This is a genomic window from Streptomyces sp. AK08-02 (assembly GCF_033795085.1).
In the GTDB taxonomy this organism is placed as follows: Bacteria; Actinomycetota; Actinomycetes; order Streptomycetales; family Streptomycetaceae; genus Streptomyces; species Streptomyces echiniscabiei.
On record NZ_JARAZV010000031.1, the window covers coordinates 1 to 23,655 of the forward strand.

Here is a 23,655-nt window from a genome sequence, read left to right on the forward strand (position 1 = left end):
ACACCACCCCCCAGGTCATTCGTTCGACAGGGGGGAACAGTCATGCCGGACCCGGAGGCCAGCGGCCCTCTTGCAGGACCGCGAAGAAGATAACGGGGGCAGCGAGGCGGAAGCGGCTGCCTGCCAGGCCCCCGGGCCTGGCAGGGGGTCAGGTCGTGAGGTGGTGGGTCCTGGCGGCCGGGGTGGTGTTCTTGCGCAGCTTGGCGCGGGCGAAGTCCCTGTTCGCGAGGGTTCGTTGGCGGTGGTCTTCGGGGAGCGCCTTTCCGTCCAGCAGCTTTTCGCAGCACTCCAGTGATTCGCGGTACTCGCCCATCCAGTACGACGACACGGCCAGCTCGTCCAGCGCCCGCCAGTCGTACCAGCCGTCCTCGACGAACAGGATGTCGCTCGGGCGCGGGATCTCCGCCGCGCGTCGCGCGAACATGTAGGCGAGCGGCCAGCGCTCTCCGTTCACCCTGTACAGGTGTGCGAGCTCGCCCAGCGGTTCGGCGCGGGTGGGGCGGTACTCGTGCGCGTCCAGGAACCGGGCCGTGACCTCGGGCATCCGGCGTCTGGTCGCCGAGGCGAGCCGCGCCGCGTACAGGCGCGCGCAGAACGCCTCCTCCTCGAAGCCGCCCATGGCCGCACGCCGGTCGTACGCGGCGAGTGCTTTCGCGGGTTCGTCGGCGTCGCGCCAGCTCTGCGCCAGGTAGAAGGCGTAGCGGGCGTTGCCCGGTTCCTTGGCGAGCCCTTCCTTGAGGACGGCGGCGTCGCGCAGGTACTTCTTCCGTTGGCTGCCCTGGAGGCGTCCGCCGCCGCCCATGATGACCATGCGCGCGCCCTCGAAGGTCGCCCGGCTGAAGGTCGTGCCGCACTCCAGGTACTCGTGCAGTACTCCGACGTACCGCCAGGGGAGGCGGGTCGACACCATCGTCGGGCGCCAGTGGACGACGGGGCCGTGGCGCACCTCGAAGTCGTAGCAGTCGTGGGTCGGTTCCGGCATCGCGAACCCGGGGCCGGTCTCCATCACGTCGTCCGCGTCGATGAAGAGGAGGTAGTCCGCGCGGTCCCGGGCCAGGTCGATGGCCTCGGTGCGGCTCAGGTCGAAGCCCTTCCAGGGGCTCTCGTGCAGTACGCCGGGCAGGTCGGCGAGAGTTTCACGGATGACGTCCTGGGTGCCGTCGGTAGAGCCCGTATCGAGGATCACCCATGTGTTGACAAGGGGACGCACGGATTCGAGACAGCGGCGAATCACATGAGCCTCGTTCTTGACGATCATATTGAGGCAGACCGTTTTCATGACTTTTGAATTTAGTGAGTTGCAGAACCCCGTGCAAGAACCGCCACCGGTATAAGTGGGCGGTCCTGCTGCACGGCATGGGAGATTTTCATGGTATTCACCGCGCCGCTTCCCCTTCCACGCGAAGAAACCCGGACGGCTGAGCCGGCCGATCCCGGAAACCGTCGGCCGGGGCTCTGGCTGTGGCCGTTCGTTCTCGCCGTGGGCCTGCTCGGCTGCGGTATGACGGACCCTCTGCTCGGCCGCGACGAGCTGGTCACCTGGGACATGGTGAACCGTGGCACCGGCCAGATCCTCGCCACTCTCCAGAATGTCGACGCCGTGCACGGCGCGTATTATCTGCTGATGCACACGTGGGTGGGGATCTTCGGTGATTCCGTTTTTTCCCTGCGACTCCCCACCGTATTGTCCATGGCTGGGGCGGCATCCGTGGTGAGCCTCATCGGTAACCGGCTCTTCGGATACCGCGCGGGAATGTGCGCCGGAATTCTCTTCGCGGTGGTGCCGGCGGTGAGCCGTTATGGCCAGGAAGCCCGCAGCTACGCTCTGGTGGTGCTCGCCGTCGCCCTCGCGTCGCTGCTGCTGCTCCGGGTGCTGGACGATCCCCGCAGCCCCTGGCGATGGGCCGCGTACTCGCTCACGCTGACCTTCGTCGGACTTCTCCACCTGATCGCGCTGTCCGTCGTGCTCGCCCATGTCTGTGTGTTCGTGGCCCATGCGCGGCAGAACCGCTCCCTGTGGTGGAAGTCCGCCCTCGCTTTCCTGGCCACCGCCGCCTGTGTCACACCGGTCGCCCTGCTCGGCCGTTCACAGGCCCGACGGCAGCTGTACTGGGTTCCGGAACCCGACGGCTGGGCGCTGCTGTCCCTCGTGCGTGACGTGTTCGCCTCCACCCTGTGCGCCGGGGTGTTGGTGACGCTCGCGCTGCTGGCCCGCTCGCCACGCAGGGTGCCCCTGTTGCTGTGCGGCGTCTGGGCGCTTGTGCCGCCCGTCCTGGTCTGGCTCGCCTCGCACGGCGAGGTCTCGTACTTCCGCCTCGTCTACGTCCTGTTCACGCTGCCTGCCTGGGCTCTCCTGGCCGGCGCGGGCCTCGACGCGGTCTCCCGTTCCCGGAAGGCCACTGCCGTGCTGCTGGCGACGCTGGTCGTGCTCGTGCTGCCCGACCAGAAGCAGATGCGGCAGCCGTTCGAGCACGACGTGCCCGTGCCCCTCGACTACGCGGCGGCGGCCGATGTGATCAGACAGCACCACCGGCCCGGAGACGCCGTCGTCTACGACCGCGAGAACACGTGGAAGCTGGACGGCGGGGTGCAGTACTACCTGCCCCGCGCACTGAGGATGCGGGACGTGTTCCTGGCCGAGGACCCCGTCGGGATCGATGACCTCTACCCGCTGCAGTGTGCCGTTCCGGATCTCTGTCTCGACCGGGAGCGGCGGCTCTGGCTGGTGACCCAGGGACCCGACCTCCCCTTCGACGCGATCGATCAGGCGCAGGCGAACGCGCTGCGGAGCCGGTACGACGTGTCCACGAGCGAGTCGGTGACGGGGATGACCGTGAGCCTGCTCGTACGCAGGGGGGAACGCTGACGGCCCGAGTTCCCTCCGGGCGGGGAGGGAGCTCGGGCCGGGCGTCACCGGGGGCCGGTCATCCCGCCGGGGCACCGCCGTTGGAGGCGCCGGTGACGGGCTGCAGTGTCACCTGGCTCCAGGGGTAGGGATTGCCGTTGGCGTCGTTGCAGTTCAGCGTGGCCGGGTTGGTGGAGTTGACCTCGTTGCACCTGGTCTCGTAGACACGCCCGGTGTCGGTGATGACGTCGAACCTGACGCCGAGCGAGGTCTGGTGCTCGGCGATGGCGACCCCGCAGGGGGTGCCGATGGGGCGTCCCTGTGCGTCTGTGCCGCCCGCCGGGTAGCCGGGGTGGGCGGTGAGATCGGTCCACAGGAAGGAGGGGTTGGGGTTGTTCCCGCTGTAGTCGCGGATGCCCGCGTACGTCCGTCCTGCGGCCAGCGCGACCCGGAACTCCAGGTTGCCCTGGGGGTGGAAGGCGTCGATGTCGGCGCACACCCCCGTGGCGCCCGTTGCCCCGGTGGCGCCCGTAGCTCCAGTAGCACCGGTGGCGCCCGCTTCGCCTCCGGAGGGTCCCGTGGCTCCGGTCGAGCCCGTTGCCCCGGTCGCACCCGTCCCGGTGGCGCCTGTTGCCCCGGTGGCGCCCGTGGCGCCGGTCGCGCCCTTCGGCCCGGTCGCCCCTGTGGCGCCCTTGCACTCGTTCTTGTTCGACTTGTGGGGTTTGCTCTGCTTCTTACATTTGTCGTTTCCGCCGGAGAGTCTTGTCGTGGCCTCGTGATCGGTCACGCTGCGCGCTGTCGCGGCGGCGGGGCCGACCACGCCGGTCGCCAGGACCAGGGTGAGCGAGGCCAGCATTCCGGCCTTCTTGAACCCGTCCCGCGCCAGTGGCCCGAGAAGCGAACGCGTCCTGTACTCAGGACTCATGGAGGTGCTCCTTGCGTCGACTTGCCTTGACCTGTCTTGACCTGCTTCAACCGGTTCGGGTGATGGCTCGAACCTGAGCGCGAGCCTGACCTGAGTGCGATACGTGAAGCGGTAATAAGTTCGGTAAGGCGTGCGTTTATCAACGCATAGGACTAATCCGTACATTCGGATGGGCTACATAGAAAGAGAAGGGACCGTGCTCGACGGCCGTCGACGGCATCGCCAGGTCCCGGTACACCCCGATCACCCCTCCGGGTGGGAGCTCAGTTGGCACGGGTGCGTGAGGAGGTTGCCCAGCAGGCCTTGCGTGTCACCACCGGGCTTGTGGGCCCGTGCCACGCCTCTGAGGCTGCCGTCGTCGTGGTGGAGGCGGAGGTGGAGCGACAGGGCCGGGCTGTTGATCCGGGCGTCCGCCGTGGGGAGTTGCAGAGGGAAGGTCGCCTGGAGGGCATAGGTCCGCGACGCGCTCGCCGGGGATTCGGCGCTCTGGCCGTTCAGGTGCAGACGGGCCCGGTCGTCCTCGGGGATGAGGGTCAGCGACACCGGGATGTCGCCCTCGGGGGTGCTGATCGAGCCGTGCCAGTCGGTTGCCGGGAGGTTCGCAGGGCGCGCCGGGTCGGCGGTGAAGGGGGATATCGACTCGGGTGCGAAGCCGGGGACGAGGGTTTCGAGGATGTGGTGGGTGATCCGGTCGCGGGCCGTCTTGTCGGTGCTGTTGGTCAGTACCGACACCGAAAGACGCTGCTCGGGCACGGTCACGACGATCGCCGCCACTCCGCCCATGCCGCCACCGTGGCTCTGCACCAGCGGGCCGGCACCGCGTGAGAGGCACCACCCGAGCCCGTATCCGAGGCCCGGATTGACCGGTCGGGCCTCGCGGACGGCGGCGGCCGTCTCCGGTTTCAGCAGCCGGTCGTACGACTGGGCGAAGAGCGCCAGTTGGGCGGCCGGGGCCCAGCCGAGGGTCGCGCCAGGGTGACTGGTGTCGCAGTACGGCGGGTAGGCGCGGCCGTCGGTCGTGTAGCGCGTCGCCCAGGGAGCCGGACCCGGGTAGGCGGGGCCCAGGTGGAGGGCGGAGAGACCCAGCGGCTCGAACACCTGCTCCCGTACGAAGTCCGCGAGGCCTTGGCCCGTCGCCTCCTCCAGCAGATGACCCAGGGCTCGGTAGCCGAGGTTGGCGTACTCGAAGGCGGTGTCCGGGGCGCGGTGCGGGATCGCGTAGGGGGCCGCGTCGATCCGTTCGGCGTCCCCGGGGTCGCCGTAGTGGAAGTCGTAGTGGGCGCCGAACCCGCCGCGGTGCCGGAGGAGTTGGCGGACGGTCGGGGCGGGCCATCCCTGATCGCGCGCTGTGAACGCGGAGACGGGGGCGTCCAGGTCCAGCAGGCCCTGGTCGGCCGCGACGCAGATCGCCGTCGCCGTCATCGGCTTGGTGATCGAGGCGAGGGCGTAGGCCGTATCGGGGATGGCCGGGCGGTCCGAGGCGATGTCCGCGAGGCCGTGTGCCTCGGCCAGGACCACTTCGCCATGCTCCACGACCGCCGTCGAGACCGAGGGGCACTGGTGCTCCTCGATGATCGAAGCGCAGTACTGGGCCAGCCCGTTCAACCCGTTCAGTCCGTTCAACCTGCTCAGCGCGCTCGGTGCGTTCGGCATCCACGCATTCTGGCAGGGCCAAAGTCGTATGTTTACGGCCGATGTCCCTCGTCCTGGTCACTTTTCGGGTACGCCGCATCCGGACGGGGGGTTGGCGCGTCTACCTCGGTATGGATCTGGAGAAACCGGCCGCCGAGGCACGGCGGCCCGAGCGGCAGCCCGAAGGGTGTCTCGTCGTTGCGATTCGCCTCCCTGTGCGGATCGTCGTGCTTGTGCTGGTCGTTCCGGTACGGATGGCGTGGGACGCGCTGGTCGCCGGCGGGCGTCTCCTCACGGACGCGGTGCTGCGGCCCCTCGGGCGGGCGCTGGGCTGGGTCGCGCGGGCCGTCCTGATCTGGCCGTTCGTCGGGCTGTGGCGGTACGTCGTAGTGCCCCTGGGTACAGCGCTCGGGTGGCTCGGGAAGGTGCTCGTCGTCGTGCCGCTGGTGTGGCTCTTCCGGCATGTGCTGACGCCTCTGGGGCAGGGGATCGTCTGGGTGTTCCGGGGGATCGGCGCCGGGTTCGTGTGGGTCTACGCGCGCGTGCTCACGCCTGTGGGGCACGGCGTGCTGTGGGTGTTCCGGGGGATCGGCGCAGGGTTCGCGTGGGTGTACGCGCGCGTGCTCACGCCCGGCGGGCACGGGCTGCTGTGGGCGCTCAGGGGGATCGGGGCGGGCATCGCGGCCGTCGGGCTCGGCCTGTACGCCGTGGTCGCGTGGCTCGGGCGGTATCTGGTCGTCGTACCCGCGAAGTGGCTGTACGAGTGGGTCCTCACGCCGGTCGGCAGGGCGATCGCCTGGTGTGCCCGGGGGCTTCAGTGGCTCGTGGCCATGGGGTTCATGGGGATCGGGTTCGTTCTCAGCTGGGTGCTGCGGCTGCTCCTCGTGCTGCCCGCGCTCGCCCTGTGGCGCTGGGTCCTGGCACCTCTCGGGCGCGCCCTCGTCGTGGTCGGGCGCGAGATCGGGACCGCGCTCGGGCATGCCTGGCGCATCGCCGGCCACATCTCGCTCGTTGTCGGACGGTTCCTGGGGACCCTCCTTCGGTGGATCTTCGTGGAACCCGTGCGCTGGGCGTACCAGGTGGTGCTGACGCCCGTCGGCCATTTCGTCCGGGACGCCGTGCTGCGGCCCGCCGCCGAGGCCGCGCGCGGTGTGGGCCGGGTCACCCGGCAGGCGCTGGCCACGGCGCGCGACTCGGCACGGCAGGCGCGCGCAGACTTCCGGCGGATGCTCTTCGGGGAGTCGAGGGAGGAACGCCCGCAGGAGGTCCCCGCGCCCCGGCGGGAACCAGGAAGCGCCGACGGACGTACTCTAGGTAGCAGTACGACCGCACTCACGAAGGACTGAACGACACTGGGCAAGCGACAGCCCGAAGGCCCGCCGCCCGCACTCGCGGTGCAGCGCATCCGACTGCGCTACACCAAGCGTGGCCGCCTCCGGTTCACCAGCCACCGTGACTTCCAGCGCGCTTTCGAGCGTGCGCTGCGCCGTGCCGAGGTGCCGATGGCCTACTCGGCGGGGTTCACGCCGCATCCGAAGGTGTCGTACGCCAATGCCGCACCCACCGGCACGGGCAGTGAGGCGGAGTACCTGGAGATCGCGCTCACCGAAGCGCGCGATCCCGGCAAGCTGCTTGAGCTGCTCGACGAGTCGCTGCCCACCGGCCTCGACATCGTCGACGCGGTCGAGGCCCGGACCTCCGGGCTCGCCGACCGGCTCACGGCTTCCGTATGGGAGCTGCGACTGGAGGGTGTGGCGCCCGACGACGCGCGCCGCGCCGTCGACACCTTCAACGCCGCCGAGACCGTCGAGGTCCAGCGCCTCGCCAAGAACGGCATGCGGACCTTCGACGCCCGAGGGTCGGTCGCGCACCTCGAGGTACGCGAAGCAGGCGTTGCGGCACGTGTCGAAACTCATTTTGAGACGAACAGTCCACAGGCTGATAGGCCGACCGACCAGCCCTGTGCGATACTGCGGCTGGTTGTTCGGCACGTGACGCCTGCTGTTCGACCCGACGACGTCCTGTCCGGTCTTCGCGCCGTGGCCGACCTCGCGCCGCCGGTCCCCGCTGAGGTGACCAGGCTGGCGCAGGGGCTGTTCGATGAAGAGACCGGCACGGTGACCGACCCGCTCGCGCCCGACCGCGAGGCAGCGGTGGCCCTCTCCAAGGCCACTTCGACTGCCGCCGCGTCGCAGGCACCGGCGTAAGGAAGGTCCCGCGAAGGGACGAACGTCGTAGCGTCGCCCTCGGACTCGGGAGCCACCTGGGTCGGGCAGCGCACCGACCACAAGACTTTCGCCAGGCCGTACGCAACATGGCGTACGGAACCGGCGAGACAGGACACAGAGAGCTCCCGTGCGGCGCCCGCGCCCCGGACGGCGGCACCGCGCACTGCGCGAGCCGCGGACGTCACCGGCACCCAAGCCGGACCAGGTGCGGCGCCCGGGAGCCTGACGGGAGAACTGCCCGCATGCTCGAACCGACCGAACCCGCTTCGGAGCCCACCGAGGGTTCCGCACACGACACCCCCAGCGACACACTGCCGCCGCGCCGTCGGCGCCGCGCCGCGTCCCGCCCCGCGGGACCGCCTGTCGCCGGAACCGAGGCCGCCGTCGCGGCCGAGACCACCGCGCCGGCCATACCGGCCGCAGAGGTCGACCAGGTCGCCGTGGCCGATCCGGCCGCCGAGACCGAGCGAGCCGCCGAGGAAGAGGCCGCGCCCGCTCCTCGTGCGCGTCGACGTGCCACCCGGCGCGCGTCCGCGCCCGCCGGTGCGCCCGCCAAGGCCGCCGTCGACGAACCGGCCGTGACCGCCGTATCCGCCCCGACTGCCGAGGAGAGCGGCGAGCAGGGCGAGAAGAATGACGAGGAGAGCGCGGCCGTCGAGGCGCCCTCCGTCGTGGAGGAGGCAGCGCCCGCTCCGCGTGCCCGTCGTCGGGCCACCCGGCGCGTCTCCGCGCCCGCCGCCGTCGAGACCGAGGCGGCAGCCCCGGAAGCTCCCGTGGCAGAGGCGCCCGTAGTGGAGGCGCCCGCAGCAGTCGCCGAGGCCCCGGCCGAGGTGGAGGCCCAGCCCGAGGCCGAGCCCGCCGCTGAGGACGCCGCGCCGCGTCGTGGGCGTCGTCGCGTCGCCCGCAAGGCCGCTGTCGGGTTCTCCGCGCCCGCGCCCGCCGTCACGAACGGCGAGAGCGAGGGTGGACGGCGTCCCGCGCGTCCCGCGGTCGCCGTGTTCCAGGCGCCCGTCTTCACCGAGCCGATGTTCCAGACGCCCGAGCGGGCCGCCGCGGCGGCTGCCGCCGAGGCGGTCGAAGACGTTGAGGAAATCGCGGTCGAGGAAGAGGTCGTCGAGGCCGCTCCGATCGCCGAGGCCGTCGAGGAGCACGCCCCGCGCCGTCGGCGCCGTCGTCGCGGTGGCGACGAGGAGCCCGTGGCCGCCGCGCCCGTCGTGGTCGAGGAGCCGGTGTACCCGGAGTACACGGAGAGTGTCGACGAGGTCGACGAGTCCGCCGAGGACGGCGTCGACCCGGACGACGACGGCGACGAGGAAGGCCCCGGTTCGCGTCGGCGCCGCCGCCGCGGTGGCCGTCGTAGGCGCCGTGGTGAGTCCGCCGACTCCGAGGGCGAGTCCGGTGACGACGACTACGCCGCCGAGCAGGCCGCGCGGGGCGACGAGGACGCTGCGGACACCGCCGACCAGGTGGACGAGGACGCCGAGGAGGACGAGCGCGACGAGCCGGGCGGTTCCGGTTCCGCCAGCAGCCGTCGTCGGCGCCGTCGGCGTCGTCGTGCCGGTGACTCCTCCGGCGAGAGCGAGCCGGTGCTGGGTGACAGCGATCCCGAGCGCACGATCGTCAAGGTCCGTGAGCCGCGCCCCAAGAGGGACGAGCACCCGAGCGACGAGGTGCAGTCCATCAAGGGCTCGACGCGCCTGGAGGCCAAGAAGCAGCGCCGCCGGGAAGGCCGTGAGCAGGGACGCCGACGCGTTCCGATCATCACCGAGGCCGAGTTCCTGGCCCGCCGCGAGGCCGTCGAACGCGTGATGGTCGTACGCCAGTACGGCGACCGTACGCAGATCGGTGTCCTTGAGGACAACGTGCTCGTCGAGCACTACGTCAACAAGGAGCAGTCGACCTCGTACGTCGGCAACGTCTACCTGGGCAAGGTCCAGAACGTGCTGCCCTCCATGGAGGCCGCGTTCATCGACATCGGCAAGGGGCGCAACGCCGTCCTGTACGCCGGTGAGGTCAACTTCGAGGCGCTGGGGATGGCCCACGGGCCGCGGCGCATCGAGAGCGCGCTGAAGTCCGGCCAGTCGGTGCTCGTGCAGGTCACGAAGGACCCGATCGGCCACAAGGGCGCCCGTCTGACGAGCCAGGTCTCGCTCCCGGGCCGCTACCTGGTCTACGTCCCCGAGGGGTCGATGACCGGCATCAGCCGCAAGCTGCCCGACACCGAGCGCGCGCGTCTGAAGACCATCCTCAAGAAGATCGTCCCCGAGGACGCGGGCGTCATCGTGCGCACCGCCGCCGAGGGCGCGAGCGAGGACGAGCTGCGCCGTGACGTGGAGCGGCTCCAGGCGCAGTGGGAGGACATCGAGAAGAAGTCGAAGGGCGGCAACGCGCCGACCCTGCTGTACGGCGAGCCGGACATGACCGTCCGCGTCGTGCGCGACATCTTCAACGAGGACTTCACCAAGGTCATCGTCAGCGGTGACGAGGCCTGGCAGACCATCCACGGGTACGTCTCCCACGTGGCCCCGGACCTGACGGACCGGCTGTCGAAGTGGACCTCCGAGGTCGACGTCTTCGCGACGTACCGCATCGACGAGCAGCTCGCCAAGGCGCTCGACCGCAAGGTGTGGCTGCCCAGTGGCGGTTCGCTGGTGATCGACAAGACCGAGGCGATGATCGTCGTCGACGTCAACACCGGCAAGTTCACCGGCCAGGGCGGCAACCTGGAGGAGACGGTCACCAGGAACAACCTGGAGGCGGCCGAGGAGATCGTGCGCCAGCTGCGGCTGCGCGACCTCGGCGGCATCGTCGTCATCGACTTCATCGACATGGTCCTGGAGTCGAACCGGGATCTGGTGCTGCGGCGTCTGCTGGAGTGCCTGGGCCGTGACCGTACGAAGCACCAGGTGGCCGAGGTCACGTCGCTGGGGCTCGTGCAGATGACCCGTAAGCGGGTCGGCCAGGGTCTCCTGGAGTCGTTCTCCGAGACCTGCGTCCACTGCAACGGCCGCGGTGTCATCGTGCACATGGAGCAGCCGACCTCCGCCGGAGGCGGCGGCAAGCGCAGGAAGCGCGGCCGTGGCGGCGCCGACAGCGAGCACACCCACGAGCACGACGTGCTGGTCGACGGGGCCGAGGACGAGACTGACGCCTTCGAGGAGACCGAGGCGGAGGTCGCCGCCGAGGTCGCGGCGCCGGTCGCGCTGTCGGCGCCCGTCTTCGTGCCCGACGAGGAGCTGTACAGCAGCGCCGCCGAGGCGGAGGCCGCGGCAGGCCGCGGTGGCCGTTCGAGGCGACGGGCCGGCAGGCGGGCCTCGGCTCCGGCCGGGGCGCCGCGGGCGGAGGCCCGCCGTGACGGGCGTTCGTCGCAGGGGCGTGGCTCGGATGCGGTAACGGCCGAGTCCCTCGTGGCCGAGGCTCCGGTGGAAGCGGACCTGGTGCCGGAGGCGGCGCCGGTCGTGGTTCCCGAGGCTGTGGCTCACGCCGAGCCCGTGGCTGTCGAGGACCCGGTGGTCGAGGTGCCGGTCGCCGAGACGCCGGTCGCGGTGCAGGACGACGCGGCTCCCAAGGGCCGTACGCGTCGGCGGGCCACCCGCAAGGTGTCGGCGCCGGCCGGTTCGCCCAAGGCGGCCGACGAGGCCGCTGCCGCGACCGTGGTGACGGCCGTCGTCGAGACGGTCGCGGAGCCCGTGGCGGCTCCGGCTCCGGTCGAGGCTCCCGTGGCCGTGGACACCTCCGTGGCCCCGGTGACCGACAGCGCCGCTCCGGCCCGGCCGCGGCGACGTGCCGTGCGCAAGGCCACCGCGCCCACCTCCTCCGCGGAGGCGGCCGTCATGGTCGTCCCGGCGGCGGTCACCGAGCCTTCGTCGCCCGCTGACGAGGCCGCGGCCGAGGACGTGGTTCCCGCAAAGAAGACGGCGCGCAAGACCGCTGCCAAGAAGGCGACCACGGCCAAGAAGGCTGCTGTGAAGAAGACCGCGGCGGTGAAGAAGACGGCCGCCAAGAAGACGACGACGGCCGCCAAGAAGGTCACGGCGAAGAAGACGGTGTCGAAGAGGACGGCTGCCGCGACCGAGCAGTCGGCCGAGGCGTCCGTCTCGGCGGCCACGGAGGACTGACGTCCTGAGTCGGCGGTAGTGCGAGCGCAGTGGTACGGCGGTCCGTTCGGGTTTCTCCGGGCGGGCCGCCGTCGTTGTCGGGGGGTTGGAGCTGCTCGCCAAGGAGTGCATATAAGGCCGGATTAGCTCGATCGTGTGATCGTTCGCGTGCGGGCTTGTGGTGGTCTGGGCTGTTCGGGTTAACGTGATCGTGCGACCTGGGACACCGGGTACGGCGTCAGCGTGCGGGGCCCCTGCTCCACCAGAGGATGGTTCAGGGCCTCCCCGCCGCCCCCTGGCCGTACCCACCTGGCCAGGCCGCATAGGGAACTGGCCTCCCGGGCAAGGACCACGCACACGATGCGTGTCGCCACCCGGGGTCGAGTACGCCGGGGACCAGCTCGCCCAAGACCGTTCGGGGCGCGCGGCTGAACGGACCCACTCCCGCTCAGTCCACAGGAACGGTTTGCGAACCGCGTGAGCGGGGGATCAGGGCTCGGTTTGACCCGTTCAGGTCGGGCCCGTAATCTTGAGCGTCGGCGTGTCCATAGTTTGTCCGTGGCGCGCTACATCCCCGTAAACCTTCATCCTCCTGAGCACCGGGCATTTCGGTGCGGTGGGAGAGGCCGTTCGCCTCTGTCGGGCGGCTGGACTGCGGGGGTGCCGTCCCGAGTGAGAGAGTGAGATCCGCGTGTACGCCATCGTGCGCAGCGGTGGTCGCCAGCACAAGGTTGCTGTCGGCGACATCGTTGAGGTTGACAAGATTTCCACTGCCAAGGTTGGCGACACGGTCGAGCTCTCGACCCTGCTCGTTGTCGACGGCGACGCCGTGACCAGCGACCCCTGGGTGCTGGCCGGGATCAAGGTTCAGGCCGAGATCGTGGACCACCACAAGGGCGTCAAGATCGACATCCTTCGCTACAAGAACAAGACCGGTTACCGCCGTCGTCAGGGCCACCGCCAGCAGTACACGGCGATCAAGGTCACTGAGATCCCCGCGGCTGCGAAGTAAGGGTAGGGACTGAGACATGGCACACAAGAAGGGCGCATCGTCCACTCGGAACGGTCGCGACTCCAACGCTCAGCGGCTCGGCGTGAAGCGCTTCGGCGGTCAGGTCGTCAACGCCGGTGAGATCCTGGTCCGCCAGCGTGGCACCCACTTCCACCCCGGCGCGAGCGTCGGCCGTGGCAAGGACGACACGCTGTTCGCGCTGGCCGCCGGTGCGGTGGAGTTCGGTACCCACCGTGGACGCAAGGTCGTGAACATCGTTCCGGTCGCCTGATCGGTTCTTTCGCGAGGCGGACCTCACTTCCCGTTCGGGAAGCGGGTCCGCCTTTCGCGTGTTTTACCTGTGCAGAGATTTCTGCCGGAAGAATTTCGTACGTAACTGGAGGCACATCCCATGACCACCTTCGTGGACCGCGTCGAGCTGCATGTCGCCGCGGGTAGCGGAGGTCACGGCTGTGCCTCCGTCCACCGTGAGAAGTTCAAGCCGCTCGGCGGGCCCGACGGCGGCAACGGCGGACACGGCGGTGACGTGATCCTCACCGTCGACCAGTCCGTCACCACGCTGCTCGACTACCACCACTCCCCGCACCGCAAGGCCACCAGCGGCAAGCCCGGCGAGGGCGGCAACCGGTCGGGCAAGGACGGGCAGGACCTGGTGCTGGCGGTGCCGGACGGGACCGTCGTCCTCGACAAGGAGGGCAACGTGCTCGCCGACATGGTCGGGCACGGGACCTCGTACGTCGCCGCCGAGGGCGGTCGCGGGGGGCTCGGCAACGCCGCGCTGTCCTCGGCCCGGCGCAAGGCGCCCGGCTTCGCGCTGCTCGGGGTGCCCGGGGGGCTGCGGGACATCGTCCTGGAGCTGAAGACCGTCGCCGACGTGGCGCTGGTGGGATACCCGAGTGCCGGCAAGTCCTCGCTGATCTCGGTGCTGAGCGCGGCCAAGCCGAAGATCGCCGACTATCCGTTCACGACGCTTGTGCCCAACCTGGGTGTCGTTACGGCTGGGGCCACCGTCTACACCATCGCTGACGTGCCTGGACTCATTCCCGGTGCCAGCCAGGGCAAGGGGCTCGGGCTGGAGTTCCTGCGGCACGTGGAGCGGTGCAGTGTGCTCGTGCATGTGCTGGACACGGCGACGCTGGAGTCCGAGCGTGATCCCGTCTCCGACCTCGACATGATCGAGGAGGAGCTGAAGCAGTACGGGGGGCTGGGGGACCGGCCGCGCATCGTGGTCCTCAACAAGATCGACGTGCCGGACGGTCTGGACCTCGCCGAGATGGTGCGGCCCGAGCTCGAGGCCCGTGGATACCGGGTGTACGAGGTGTCCGCCGTCGCCCACATCGGGCTGAAGGAGCTGTCGTTCGCGCTCGCCGAGGTCGTCGGACAGGCGCGGGCCGCCAAGCCCAAGGAGGAGGAGACCCGGATCGTCATCCGGCCGAAGGCCGTCGACGACGCGGGCTTCACCGTCGTCCAGGAGGAGGACGGACTCTTCCGCGTGCGGGGCGAGAAGCCCGAGCGCTGGGTGCGCCAGACCGACTTCAACAACGACGAGGCGGTCGGTTATCTCGCGGACCGGCTCAACCGGCTGGGCGTCGAGGACAAGCTGATGAAGGCGGGTGCCCGCGCCGGGGACGGCGTTGCCATCGGTCCCGAGGACAACGCCGTGGTGTTCGACTGGGAGCCGACGGTCATGGCGGGGGCGGAGATGCTGGGGCGGCGTGGGGAGGATCACCGGCTTGACGTGCCGAGGCCTGCTGCGCAGCGGCGGCGGGATCAGCAGGCGGAGCGGGACGAGGCGCAGAAGGAGTTCGACGACTTCGAGCCGTTCTAAAGGGTGCGGTGGGGTGGGCGGGGTGTTTTCGCCCCCGCCGCCCCTACCCGTCCCATCCTGTTCCTGGGGGCTGTGCCCCCAGACCCCCCTCCGGCCCTGAACGGGCCTTGTCCTCAAACGCCGGACGGGCTGAAGGTGCCGGCCGGGCTGTGGGGGCGACCCCGCCTGCGGTAGCGCGGGCGGGGTTTCTTATGATCTCCCCTGATTCATTTCTCGGGGGTCTCCTGTTCATCCTGTTGTGGGAGCTTCCGTAGGTCCAACGGGCCCCCCACGCAACGGAGTTCAGCGATGAGCGGTGTCGTTTCGCCCGGTAGACGCCGGTTTCTGACCGTCGGGGCCGCCGCTGTCGGGGCCGCCGCGTCCGGGCAGTTGCTGCTGGCCGGGACCGCTCGGGCCGCGCAGACCCCGTTGCCCGCCGGGGTGTTCAGCCTCGGGGTTGCCTCCGGGGATCCCCTGCCCGATGGTGTCGTGCTGTGGACCCGGCTCGCTCCCGACCCGCTCAACGGTGGCGGCATGCCCGACCGGGCCGTGGTCGTGGAGTGGCAGATCTCCGAGGACTCCCGGTTCCGGCGCAAGGTGAAGCGCGGATACGCCTGGGCGCGGCCCGAGTTGGGGCACAGCGTGCACGCCGATGTACGGGGACTGCTCCCGGACCGCCACTACTGGTACCGGTTCCGGACCAGTGGGCAGCTCTCTCCGGTCGGGCGCACCCGTACCGCTCCCCGGCCGCTCGTCTCCGGCAGCCATCTGCGGCTCGCGCTCGCCTCCTGCCAGAACTGGCAGCACGGCTACTTCACTCCGTACGCCGACATGCTCGCCCAGGACCCGGACGTCGTCGTGTTCGTCGGCGACTACATCTACGAGTCCACATCCGCGATCACCGGCGTACGCCAGCACGAGGGCACCGGGGAGCCGACCAGCCTCGTCCAGTACCGCAACCGGTACGCCCAGTACCACAGCGACCCGCACCTCAAGGCGATGCACGCCGCCGCGCCCTTCGTCGTCACCTTCGACGACCACGAGGTGGACAACGACTTCGCCGGTGACGTGCCGCAGGACCCCGACAAGCAGTCCCCCGAGGCGTTCGCCGCGCGGCTCACCGCGGCCTACCAGGCCTACTACGAGCACATGCCCGTGCGCGCCACAGCCGTGCCCAACGGGCCGCACATACGGATGCACCGGCGGCTCGACTTCGGGCGGCTCGTGCGGCTCAACATCCTCGACACCCGGCAGTTCCGCAGCGACCAGGCCACCACTCAGGCCGGTGCCCAGGACCCGGCGATGACCATGCTCGGCGCCGCGCAGAAGCAGTGGCTGCTCAACAGCCTGCACGGGTCGCAGGCGCGGTGGAATCTCATCGCCTCGCAGATCATGATGGCCGAGACCGACCTCAAGATCGGCGACGGCAAGCTCTGGTACTACGACGCCTGGGACGGCTACCAGGTCGAACGCAACGCCCTGCTCGCCGAGTTCGCGAACGTGCGCAACCCCGTCGTCCTCTCCGGCGACCGGCACCTCACCATGATCAGCGATCTCAAGCGGGACTTCGCCGACCCCGGCTCGGCGGTCGTCGGCTCCGAGTTCGTCGGTACGTCGATATCCAGCGCCGGGGACCAGGACCCGGTCGCCTTCCATAAGCAGTGGGACCCGCTCAAGGGTGACAATCCGCACTGGAAGGTCATCGACAACCACCGCGGCTACCACCTCTTCGACATCCGGCGCGGCGGAATCGACGCCCAGGTCCGGGTCGTCGACACCGTGACCAAGCCCACCTCTGCCTCCCGGACTCTCGCCAAACTGCGTGTGGAGTCCGGAAAGCCGGGAGTTCGGCAGGTCTGACCGGCGCTGGTGAAAGGGCTTGCGGTCGCCCGTAGGCGGACCGTAAGCAGAATCACCGAAATTATCTCCGGTGAATGACAGGTTGCGCGCGGATATGCGACGGAGGGCGCTCACCTTGCACTGCGGTAACGGCAGGTGGGACGATTTCAGGGTTCTCTGTTGCCCCGAGGTAGGTCGCCCGTGTCCCAGCACAAAGCCAAGCCCCGCACCACCGCCGTCGTCCTCGCGGGCGGCACCGGTCAGCGGGTGGGTCTGTCGATTCCGAAGCAGTTGCTGAAGATCGCGGGCAAGGCGGTCATCGAGCACACCCTCAGCACCTTCGAGCACGCGGACTCGATCGACGACGTCATCGTCCTGATGGCCCCGGGCTATGTGCCGGACGTCGAGAAGATCGTCGCCAAGGCCGGATTCAAGAAGGTCACCCGGATCATCGAGGGCGGTGCCACGCGCAACGACACCACCGAGGCCGCCATCAAGGCCCTGGGGGAGGGGCTCGCCGACGGTGAGGACCGCAACGTCCTGTTCCACGACGCCGTACGGCCGCTGCTGTCCCAGCGGGTCATCGACGACTGTGTGATCGCCCTGGAGCGCTACCAGGCCGTCGACGTCGCCATTCCCTCCGCCGACACGATCATCGTCACGCGCACGCACGGCGAGGACGGTGAGTTCATCACCGAGATTCCCGACCGCTCGCGGCTGCGGCGCGGTCAGACGCCCCAGGCGTTCAAGCTGTCGACCATCCGCCGGGCCTACGAGGTCGCGGCCGGCGACCCCAACTTCCAGGCCACGGACGACTGTTCGGTCGTACTCCGGTATCTGCCGGACGTACCGATCCATGTCGTCGCGGGCGACGAGTACAACATGAAGGTCACCCAGCCCGTCGACGTCTTCATCGCCGACAAGCTCTTCCAGCTCGCCTCCGCCGCCACGCCGGAACAGATGAGCGAGGAGGCCTACCGGGAGTTGCTCACCGGCAGGACGCTCGTCGTCTTCGGCGGGTCCTACGGCATCGGCAAGGACATCGCCGAGCTGGCCGAGGGGTACGGCGCCAAGGTGTACGCCCTCGGGCGCTCCACCACGGGCACACACGTCGAGAACCCGGAGGAGGTCGACGACGCGCTGTCCAAGGCGTACTCCGAGACCGGGCGCATCGACTACGTCATCAACACGGCCGGCGTGCTGCGCATCGGCAAGCTCGCCGAGACCGACAACGCGACCATCGAGGAAGCGTTGAAGGTCAACTACCTCGCCCCCGTGCAGATCGCCCGTTCGGCCTACAAGTACCTCGCCGAGACCAAGGGGCAGCTGCTGCTCTACACCTCCAGCAGCTACACGCGCGGCCGGGCCGAGTACAGCCTCTACTCCTCCACCAAGGCCGCGATGGTGAACCTCACCCAGGCCCTGTCGGACGAATGGGCGGGTGACGGGGTCCGCGTCAACTGCGTCAACCCGGAGCGTACGGCCACGCCGATGCGCACGAAGGCCTTCGGCCAGGAGCCCGCCGGTTCGCTGCTGTCCTCCGAGGCGGTGGCCCGCACCTCGCTGGACGTGCTGCTGTCCGAGCTGACCGGGCATGTCATCGACGTCCGCCAGCAGGACCCGACAGCCGCGGCCGGCCGGGCTTCCGGATTCGAACAGGCACTCGCCGGCGTCCTCGACCGGCAGAACGACGACCTGGCGTAAATTCCACACCGTATTCACAACAACCGCCGGACCGTCACCCAGCAAATTCCCGAGTGTTTCCCGAGCAATTCCCAGATTTTCCCGGGACCTTCCCAGATACAGGTTCTCCTTGATCTCCACTGCTATTCGCGTCGCCCGGGTGGGCAGCCCGGCCGAGTTGGCCGCGGCGGTCCTCATGATGCTGGGCTTCCCCTGTCTCATGCTGGCCGCGCTCCTGCCGAGCGTGCCCGCCTTCGCCGTCGCCGCCGCAGTGACCTATCTGGCGGACCACTATCTCCACCGCCGGGGCAGCTATCTGGTCAACCGCCTCAGCAAGGTGCGGGCGGGAGTCTCCATCCGGTTCCTGGTACGGGAACTGCTGGTGCTGTTGCTGCTGGCCCGCGCGGACCTCTCCCGAAGCATGATCTTCTACGCGGCGATCGCCTGCTTCATCGCCTTCTACGGCTTCCAGGCCCCGCACGGCGCCCTGATCACCCTGATCCGCAACCGCCGCCGGATGCCGGTCGCCACCCGCAACGTCGATCTGGCCTCGCGCATCCCCATCCCCGACGCGCCACCACGCTTCCTGCTGGACCGCTCCACCGAGAAGATGCTCCACCTCGACCTGGCCGCGCTGACCGGCATCCTCATCACCACCGAGACCGGCTCGACGGTGTTCGGCATGGTCGGCGTCGGTGTCACCCTCGGACTGGCGTTCCTGTACGTCGTCGCCCTCGCGCCCTACGTCCGTGGGCGCCGCATCCCGCCGGTCGCGGAGACGGTCCTCGCGGCGACGGACGCGTGGCTGCGCGAGTACCGGCCGCAGACGGTGCTGTACTTCTCCGGCTCCAAGGACTCGGCGTACCAGGTCAACATGTGGCTGGAGACGATGGAGCAGCTGGACACCCGGCCGCTGATCGTCCTGCGGGAACGCGTCATCCTGCAGAACCTCGCGCCCACGACCGTCCCCGTCATCTGTGTGCCCGGCGGCATCCATCTGATGAACCTCGACCTGCGCACGGTCCACGTCGCGCTCTACGCGGCGAACGTCGGCAAGAACATCCACCTGCTGCGCGTACCGACCATGAAGCACGTCTTCATCGGGCACGGCGACAGCGACAAGATCGCCAGCGTGAACCCGTTCAGCAAGGCCTACGACGAGGTGTGGGTCGCCGGGCGCGCCGGGCGCGACCGGTACGCGATCGCCGACGTGGGGGTCAGGGACGAGGACATCGTCGAGGTCGGGCGACCCCAGCTGGCGCCCATCCGCGGGTCGCTGGGGGCGCCGGGAGCCCGCGTCCCGACCGTCCTGTACGCGCCCACCTGGGAGGGCTGGGACGACGATCCCGGCAACACCTCCCTCCTGCTCGCCGGTGAGAACATCGTGCGCGAGCTGGTGTCGGCCGACCCGCCCGTCCGTGTGCTGTACAAGCCACACCCCTTCACCGGCACCCGCAGCGACGAGGCCAGGGCCGCGCACGAGCGGATCACCGCGCTCGTCGAGAAGGCCGCCGTGGAGCGGGCCGCCGACCCGCGCTTCCTGGGCGACCTCGGCGAACAGACGGGCGCAAAGGCCGACCTGGCCCGGATCGAGGCGCGGCTCGCCGAGCTGGCCGGGCCCGCCGGTGAGAAGGGCGACGAGGCGGAGGCGACCCGGGACGGGGTGGTCGACGTGGAGCGGCACGAGGAGATCGCGAAGCTGCGCACCGAGTGGAACGACGCGTACTGGCGTTCGTTCGGCGCCGGGGAGCACCGGGTCGTCACGGGCGCCGAGCCACGGCTGTACGACTGCTTCAACGTGTCCGACGCGATGGTCTCCGACATCTCCAGCGTGGTCTCGGACTTCATCGCGAGCGGAAAGCCGTACGCCGTGTCGGACTCGGCGGCGCTGGGCGCGGAGGAGTTCAAGCGGCAGAACACCGCCGTACGAGCCGCCGTGATCCTCTCCAACAGTGCCGCGGAACTGGGGCAGTTGCTGGCCGCGGTGCGCGACCCGGCGGCCGATCCGCTGGCCGGTGAGCGGGCGGAACTCAAGCGGTATCTGCTCGGGCCCGACGAGCCGCCGTCCATCGAGCAGTTCAACACCGCGACGGCCGACCTCGCGGTGAAGGCCGAGACACGCAACGCGGGGCAGAAGCGACAGGCTGCGACCGCGCGCACCTGAGGGGGGCGAGCGGCGGGGCCCGGCCCCTGCGTGCACGGGCCGGAAGGGCGCGGCGTATCGGGTCGGTGGGCTCCGGTGCGTGCTCGTGTCGCCGATGTCCCCGCGGGTGCTGGGGGCACCGGGGGCGATGCCGGGAGGTGCGGAACGGCGGTGAGATCCGCCGTCCGCCCACTGGACCGACGCACACCCTCGCTCCTGTTCGCGTAAATTGCGCGTCAGCGCAGCCGGACGACCCGAGGGGACAGAACGCAGGTGGCAGGGGCAAGGCAGGCCGTCGCAGGGGCTCACAGGATTGTCGTCAAGGTGGGTTCCTCGTCGTTGACCACGGCGGCCGGCGGCCTCGACGCCGACCGGGTCGACGCGCTCGTCGACGTCCTCGCCACCAGCCGCAGCGGCGGTGAGAAGGAGATCGTTCTCGTCTCCTCCGGTGCCATCGCCGCCGGCCTCGCCCCCCTGGGCCTGCGGCGGCGACCCAAGGACCTGGCCCGTCAGCAGGCCGCCGCCAGCGTCGGGCAGGGACTCCTCATCGCCCGCTACACCGCCTCCTGCGCCCGTCACGGCATCCGTGTCGGCCAGGTGCTCCTGACCTCCGACGACACCAGCCGCCGCGCCCACCACCGCAACGCCTCGCGCACCCTCGACAAGCTCCTCGCGATGGGCGCCCTCCCGGTCGTCAACGAGAACGACACCGTCGCCACGGACGAGATCCGCTTCGGCGACAACGACCGCCTCGCCGCCCTCGTCGCCCACCTCGTACGGGCCGACCTCCTCGTGCTGCTGTCCGACATCGACGGCGTGTACGACGGCGACCCCGGCAAACCCGGTACGTCACGGATCGCCGAGGTGCGCGGCCCGGCGGACCTCGCCCACGTCGACATCGGCAGCGCGGGCAAGGCCGGCGTCGGCACCGGCGGCATGGTCACCAAGGTGGAGGCCGCCCGGATCGCCGCCGCCGCCGGTATCCCGGTGGTCCTGACCAGCGCGGTGCACGCCGCCGACGCCCTCGCCGGCCGGGACACGGGCACCTACTTCCACTCCACCGGCAGGCGCTCCGCCGACCGTCTGCTCTGGCTCCAGCACGCCTCCACCCCGCAGGGCTCGCTCAGCCTCGACGACGGCGCCGTACGCGCGGTCGTCCAGGGGCGGAAGTCGCTGCTGCCGGCCGGGATCACCGCGGTCGAGGGCGAGTTCGTCGCCGGTGACCCGGTCGAACTGTGCGACAGCGCGGGCCGCGCCGTCGCACGCGGGCTCGTCAACTTCGACGCCAAGGAGATCCCCCAACTGATCGGCCGCTCGACGCGCGAACTGGCCCGTGAACTGGGCCCCGCGTACGAGCGCGAGGTCGTGCACCGGGACGACATGGTCATCCTGAACCCGTGAACCCCATTAGGCGCGTCGACCCTCTCCTTTGACTTCAGTCCCGCAAAGGCCGAAAACAGGGGGAACGCCCCGCAAATCCGCCCGCCGTGAGGTGGACGTTCCGCAAAAGTGCCCCATGAAGCGTGCGCACCTGCTTCTCTCTGTTTCAGGGAGATTCCGCACGACCATCGGGTAAAGGAGGCCGCCGTGAGACGAGTGCGCCCTGGGGCGGCGACGTCCCGCGGTGGAAGCGCCTCCCGCAAGGTGGGCGAGGAGCGTGCCCTGACCAGCGTCGCCGCGGGCGTCCACTTCGAGGAGGCGTTCGAGGAGCCGAAGGACATGCCGCGCCTGTGGCATGTGACGCTCAGCGTCTCCGGCGCCGAGGCTCCGCTGAAGGAGGTCCGGCGCGGTCTGGAACAGCTCGCCCACGACCACCCCTTCCTGCTGACCAGCAGATACGCCAACGACCACGCGGAGATCCGCTACTGGGAGGAGGCCCGCGATCTGCACGACGCCGCGGCCGTCGCCCTGCGTCTGTGGGGCGAGCACCGCCAGACCGCGAAGCTGCCGCCCTGGGAGATCGTCGGCCTGGAGGTCATCGACCGTGAGACCTACCACTACCGCATCGCCGAGGGCTTCGGTCCGCTGCCGGCGACCCCCGTGGGCGTCCACCCCTTCTAGGGTCTCTCCGGCGGATTTGCGGGGTCTCGGGGGCCTGTCTCGGGGTTTGGGATAGCCGGTGGACGGTTCCGCCCGGCGCACTACGCTTTCCTCATGCCCACGCTTTCGCCGTACGACTCGATGTCCCCGGTCACACAGGCCGCCTACCGCGCCAAGGCCGCCGCCGCCGACCTCGCCCCCCTTCCGCGGGTCGAGAAGGACGACGCGCTCCTCGCCGTCGCGGACGCGTTGGAGGTCCGTACGAGCGAAATCGTCGAGGCCAACGCCAAGGACATCGCCCGCGCGCGGGAGGCCGGCACCAGCGAGACGGTCATCGACCGGCTGACGCTCACCCCGGAGCGGGTGCGCGCGATCGCCTCCGACGTCCGGGACGTGGTGGCGCTGCCCGACCCGGTCGGCGAGGTCGTCCGCGGGTCCACGCTCCCCAACGGCATCGACCTGCGCCAGGTCCGCGTCCCGCTGGGTGTCGTCGGCATCATCTACGAGGCCCGCCCGAACGTGACGGTCGACGCCGCCGCCCTCTGCCTCAAGTCCGGCAACGCGGTGCTGCTGCGCGGCTCGTCCTCGGCGCACGAGTCGAACACCGCCCTGGTCCGGGTGCTGCGCGACGCCGTCGGCGGAGCCGGCCTGCCCGCCGACGCCGTGCAGCTCGTACCGGGCGAGAGCCGCGATTCCGTACGGGAACTGATGCGCGCCCGCGGCCTGGTCGACGTACTGATCCCGCGTGGCGGCGCCTCGCTCATCCGGACCGTCGTCCAGGAGTCGACGGTTCCCGTCATCGAGACCGGCACGGGCAACTGCCATGTGTACGTGGACGCGCAGGCCGACATCGACATGGCGATCGAGATCCTGATCAACTCCAAGGCCCAGCGCCCGAGCGTCTGCAACTCCGCCGAGACCCTCCTCGTCCACCAGGACATCGCCCCCGAGTTCCTGCCGCGTGCCCTGGACGCGCTGGCGGAGGCCGGGGTCACCGTGCACGCCGACGAGCGGGTGCTGGCGTACGCGAAGGACTCGAAGGCCACGGTGGTCGAGGCGACCCTGGAGGACTGGGAGACCGAGTACCTGTCGTACGACATCGCCGCCGCCGTCGTCGACTCGCTGGAGCGGGCCGTCGACCACATCCGGCTGTGGACCTCAGGGCACACGGAGGCGATCGTGACGACCTCGCAGCAGGCCGCCCGCCGCTTCACCCAGCTCGTCGACTCGACGACGGTCGCCGTCAACGCCTCGACGCGCTTCACCGACGGCGGTCAGTTCGGTTTCGGCGCCGAGATCGGCATCTCGACGCAGAAGCTGCACGCGCGCGGGCCGATGGGGCTGCCGGAGCTGACCAGCACGAAGTACATCGTCACCGGCGACGGGCACATCCGCCGCTGAGGG

16 protein-coding genes are annotated in these 23,655 nt (G+C 70.0%); 13 read left to right on the forward strand and 3 right to left on the reverse strand.

Going from position 1 to position 23,655, the window contains the following annotated elements:
* Nucleotides 1-148 precede the first annotated feature (148 nt).
* Nucleotides 149-1,279 carry a glycosyltransferase gene (locus tag PV734_RS43020; RefSeq protein WP_319294779.1) on the reverse strand — a complete coding sequence of 377 codons (1,131 nt, stop codon included), beginning with the start codon at nucleotides 1,277-1,279 and terminating at the stop codon, nucleotides 149-151.
* Between the two features lie 222 nt (nucleotides 1,280-1,501).
* Here PV734_RS43020 and PV734_RS43025 point away from each other — a divergent pair, with 222 nt between their 5' ends.
* Nucleotides 1,502-2,866 (forward strand): glycosyltransferase family 39 protein, encoded by a 1,365-nt coding sequence (locus tag PV734_RS43025; RefSeq protein WP_319294780.1) that lies wholly within the window; start codon nucleotides 1,502-1,504, stop codon nucleotides 2,864-2,866.
* A 58-nt stretch (nucleotides 2,867-2,924) separates the two neighbouring features.
* Here PV734_RS43025 and PV734_RS43030 read toward each other — a convergent pair whose 3' ends face one another.
* On the reverse strand, nucleotides 2,925-3,770 hold the full coding sequence (locus PV734_RS43030) for a hypothetical protein (RefSeq protein ID WP_319089959.1): 846 nt from the start codon (nucleotides 3,768-3,770) through the stop codon (nucleotides 2,925-2,927).
* Between the two features lie 243 nt (nucleotides 3,771-4,013).
* Nucleotides 4,014-5,423: a serine hydrolase domain-containing protein gene (locus tag PV734_RS43035; protein ID WP_319089958.1), complete on the reverse strand. Its 1,410-nt coding sequence runs from the start codon at nucleotides 5,421-5,423 to the stop codon at nucleotides 4,014-4,016.
* A 110-nt stretch (nucleotides 5,424-5,533) separates the two neighbouring features.
* Here PV734_RS43035 and PV734_RS43040 point away from each other — a divergent pair, with 110 nt between their 5' ends.
* The 12 genes from PV734_RS43040 (at nucleotide 5,534) to PV734_RS43095 (ending at nucleotide 23,652) form a co-directional block, all read left to right on the forward strand.
* A complete protein-coding gene (locus PV734_RS43040) occupies nucleotides 5,534-6,748 on the forward strand; it encodes a hypothetical protein (RefSeq protein ID WP_319090667.1) in 1,215 nt (404 codons plus the stop codon).
* A 48-nt stretch (nucleotides 6,749-6,796) separates the two neighbouring features.
* Nucleotides 6,797-7,609 carry a TIGR03936 family radical SAM-associated protein gene (locus PV734_RS43045; RefSeq protein WP_319098855.1) on the forward strand — a complete coding sequence of 271 codons (813 nt, stop codon included), beginning with the start codon at nucleotides 6,797-6,799 and terminating at the stop codon, nucleotides 7,607-7,609.
* A gap of 263 nt (nucleotides 7,610-7,872) precedes the next feature.
* Complete coding sequence (locus PV734_RS43050) at nucleotides 7,873-11,748, forward strand: Rne/Rng family ribonuclease (protein WP_319294781.1); 3,876 nt, start codon at nucleotides 7,873-7,875, stop codon at nucleotides 11,746-11,748.
* A gap of 670 nt (nucleotides 11,749-12,418) precedes the next feature.
* A complete protein-coding gene (gene rplU, locus PV734_RS43055; protein WP_006374708.1) occupies nucleotides 12,419-12,739 on the forward strand; it encodes a 50S ribosomal protein L21 in 321 nt (106 codons plus the stop codon).
* A gap of 16 nt (nucleotides 12,740-12,755) precedes the next feature.
* Nucleotides 12,756-13,010, forward strand: coding sequence for a 50S ribosomal protein L27 (rpmA, locus tag PV734_RS43060; RefSeq protein WP_006374707.1), 255 nt, complete (start codon nucleotides 12,756-12,758; stop codon nucleotides 13,008-13,010).
* Between the two features lie 120 nt (nucleotides 13,011-13,130).
* Entirely contained in the window at nucleotides 13,131-14,567 is a 1,437-nt protein-coding gene (gene obgE / locus PV734_RS43065) for a GTPase ObgE (RefSeq protein ID WP_319098852.1), read from the forward strand.
* Nucleotides 14,568-14,855: 288 nt separating this feature from the next.
* Nucleotides 14,856-16,406 (forward strand): alkaline phosphatase D family protein, encoded by a 1,551-nt coding sequence (locus PV734_RS43070; RefSeq protein ID WP_319098851.1) that lies wholly within the window; start codon nucleotides 14,856-14,858, stop codon nucleotides 16,404-16,406.
* A 180-nt stretch (nucleotides 16,407-16,586) separates the two neighbouring features.
* Nucleotides 16,587-18,089 (forward strand): bifunctional cytidylyltransferase/SDR family oxidoreductase, encoded by a 1,503-nt coding sequence (locus PV734_RS43075; RefSeq protein WP_319098850.1) that lies wholly within the window; start codon nucleotides 16,587-16,589, stop codon nucleotides 18,087-18,089.
* Nucleotides 18,090-18,198: 109 nt separating this feature from the next.
* Entirely contained in the window at nucleotides 18,199-20,232 is a 2,034-nt protein-coding gene (locus PV734_RS43080; protein ID WP_319294782.1) for a hypothetical protein, read from the forward strand.
* Nucleotides 20,233-20,484: 252 nt separating this feature from the next.
* Nucleotides 20,485-21,612 carry a glutamate 5-kinase gene (proB, locus tag PV734_RS43085; protein WP_319294783.1) on the forward strand — a complete coding sequence of 376 codons (1,128 nt, stop codon included), beginning with the start codon at nucleotides 20,485-20,487 and terminating at the stop codon, nucleotides 21,610-21,612.
* A 195-nt stretch (nucleotides 21,613-21,807) separates the two neighbouring features.
* Entirely contained in the window at nucleotides 21,808-22,272 is a 465-nt protein-coding gene (locus tag PV734_RS43090; protein WP_319098854.1) for a hypothetical protein, read from the forward strand.
* 93 nt (nucleotides 22,273-22,365) lie between these two features.
* Nucleotides 22,366-23,652, forward strand: coding sequence for a glutamate-5-semialdehyde dehydrogenase (locus PV734_RS43095; protein WP_319294784.1), 1,287 nt, complete (start codon nucleotides 22,366-22,368; stop codon nucleotides 23,650-23,652).
* Nucleotides 23,653-23,655: the final 3 nt, after the last annotated feature.

Bases quoted from the DNA above. Each gene is read 5' to 3' on its own strand.
- PV734_RS43070 (WP_319098851.1), top strand. From the start codon at position 14,856: ATGAGCGGTGTCGTTTCGCCCGGTAGACGCCGGTTTCTGACCGTCGGG.
- PV734_RS43030 (WP_319089959.1), bottom strand. From the start codon at position 3,770: ATGAGTCCTGAGTACAGGACGCGTTCGCTTCTCGGGCCACTGGCGCGG.
- PV734_RS43040 (WP_319090667.1), top strand. From the start codon at position 5,534: ATGGATCTGGAGAAACCGGCCGCCGAGGCACGGCGGCCCGAGCGGCAG.
- PV734_RS43035 (WP_319089958.1), bottom strand. From the start codon at position 5,423: ATGCCGAACGCACCGAGCGCGCTGAGCAGGTTGAACGGACTGAACGGG.
- PV734_RS43020 (WP_319294779.1), bottom strand. From the start codon at position 1,279: ATGAAAACGGTCTGCCTCAATATGATCGTCAAGAACGAGGCTCATGTG.
- PV734_RS43025 (WP_319294780.1), top strand. From the start codon at position 1,502: ATGACGGACCCTCTGCTCGGCCGCGACGAGCTGGTCACCTGGGACATG.
- rpmA (WP_006374707.1), top strand. From the start codon at position 12,756: ATGGCACACAAGAAGGGCGCATCGTCCACTCGGAACGGTCGCGACTCC.
- obgE (WP_319098852.1), top strand. From the start codon at position 13,131: ATGACCACCTTCGTGGACCGCGTCGAGCTGCATGTCGCCGCGGGTAGC.
- PV734_RS43050 (WP_319294781.1), top strand. From the start codon at position 7,873: ATGCTCGAACCGACCGAACCCGCTTCGGAGCCCACCGAGGGTTCCGCA.
- PV734_RS43095 (WP_319294784.1), top strand. From the start codon at position 22,366: ATGCCCACGCTTTCGCCGTACGACTCGATGTCCCCGGTCACACAGGCC.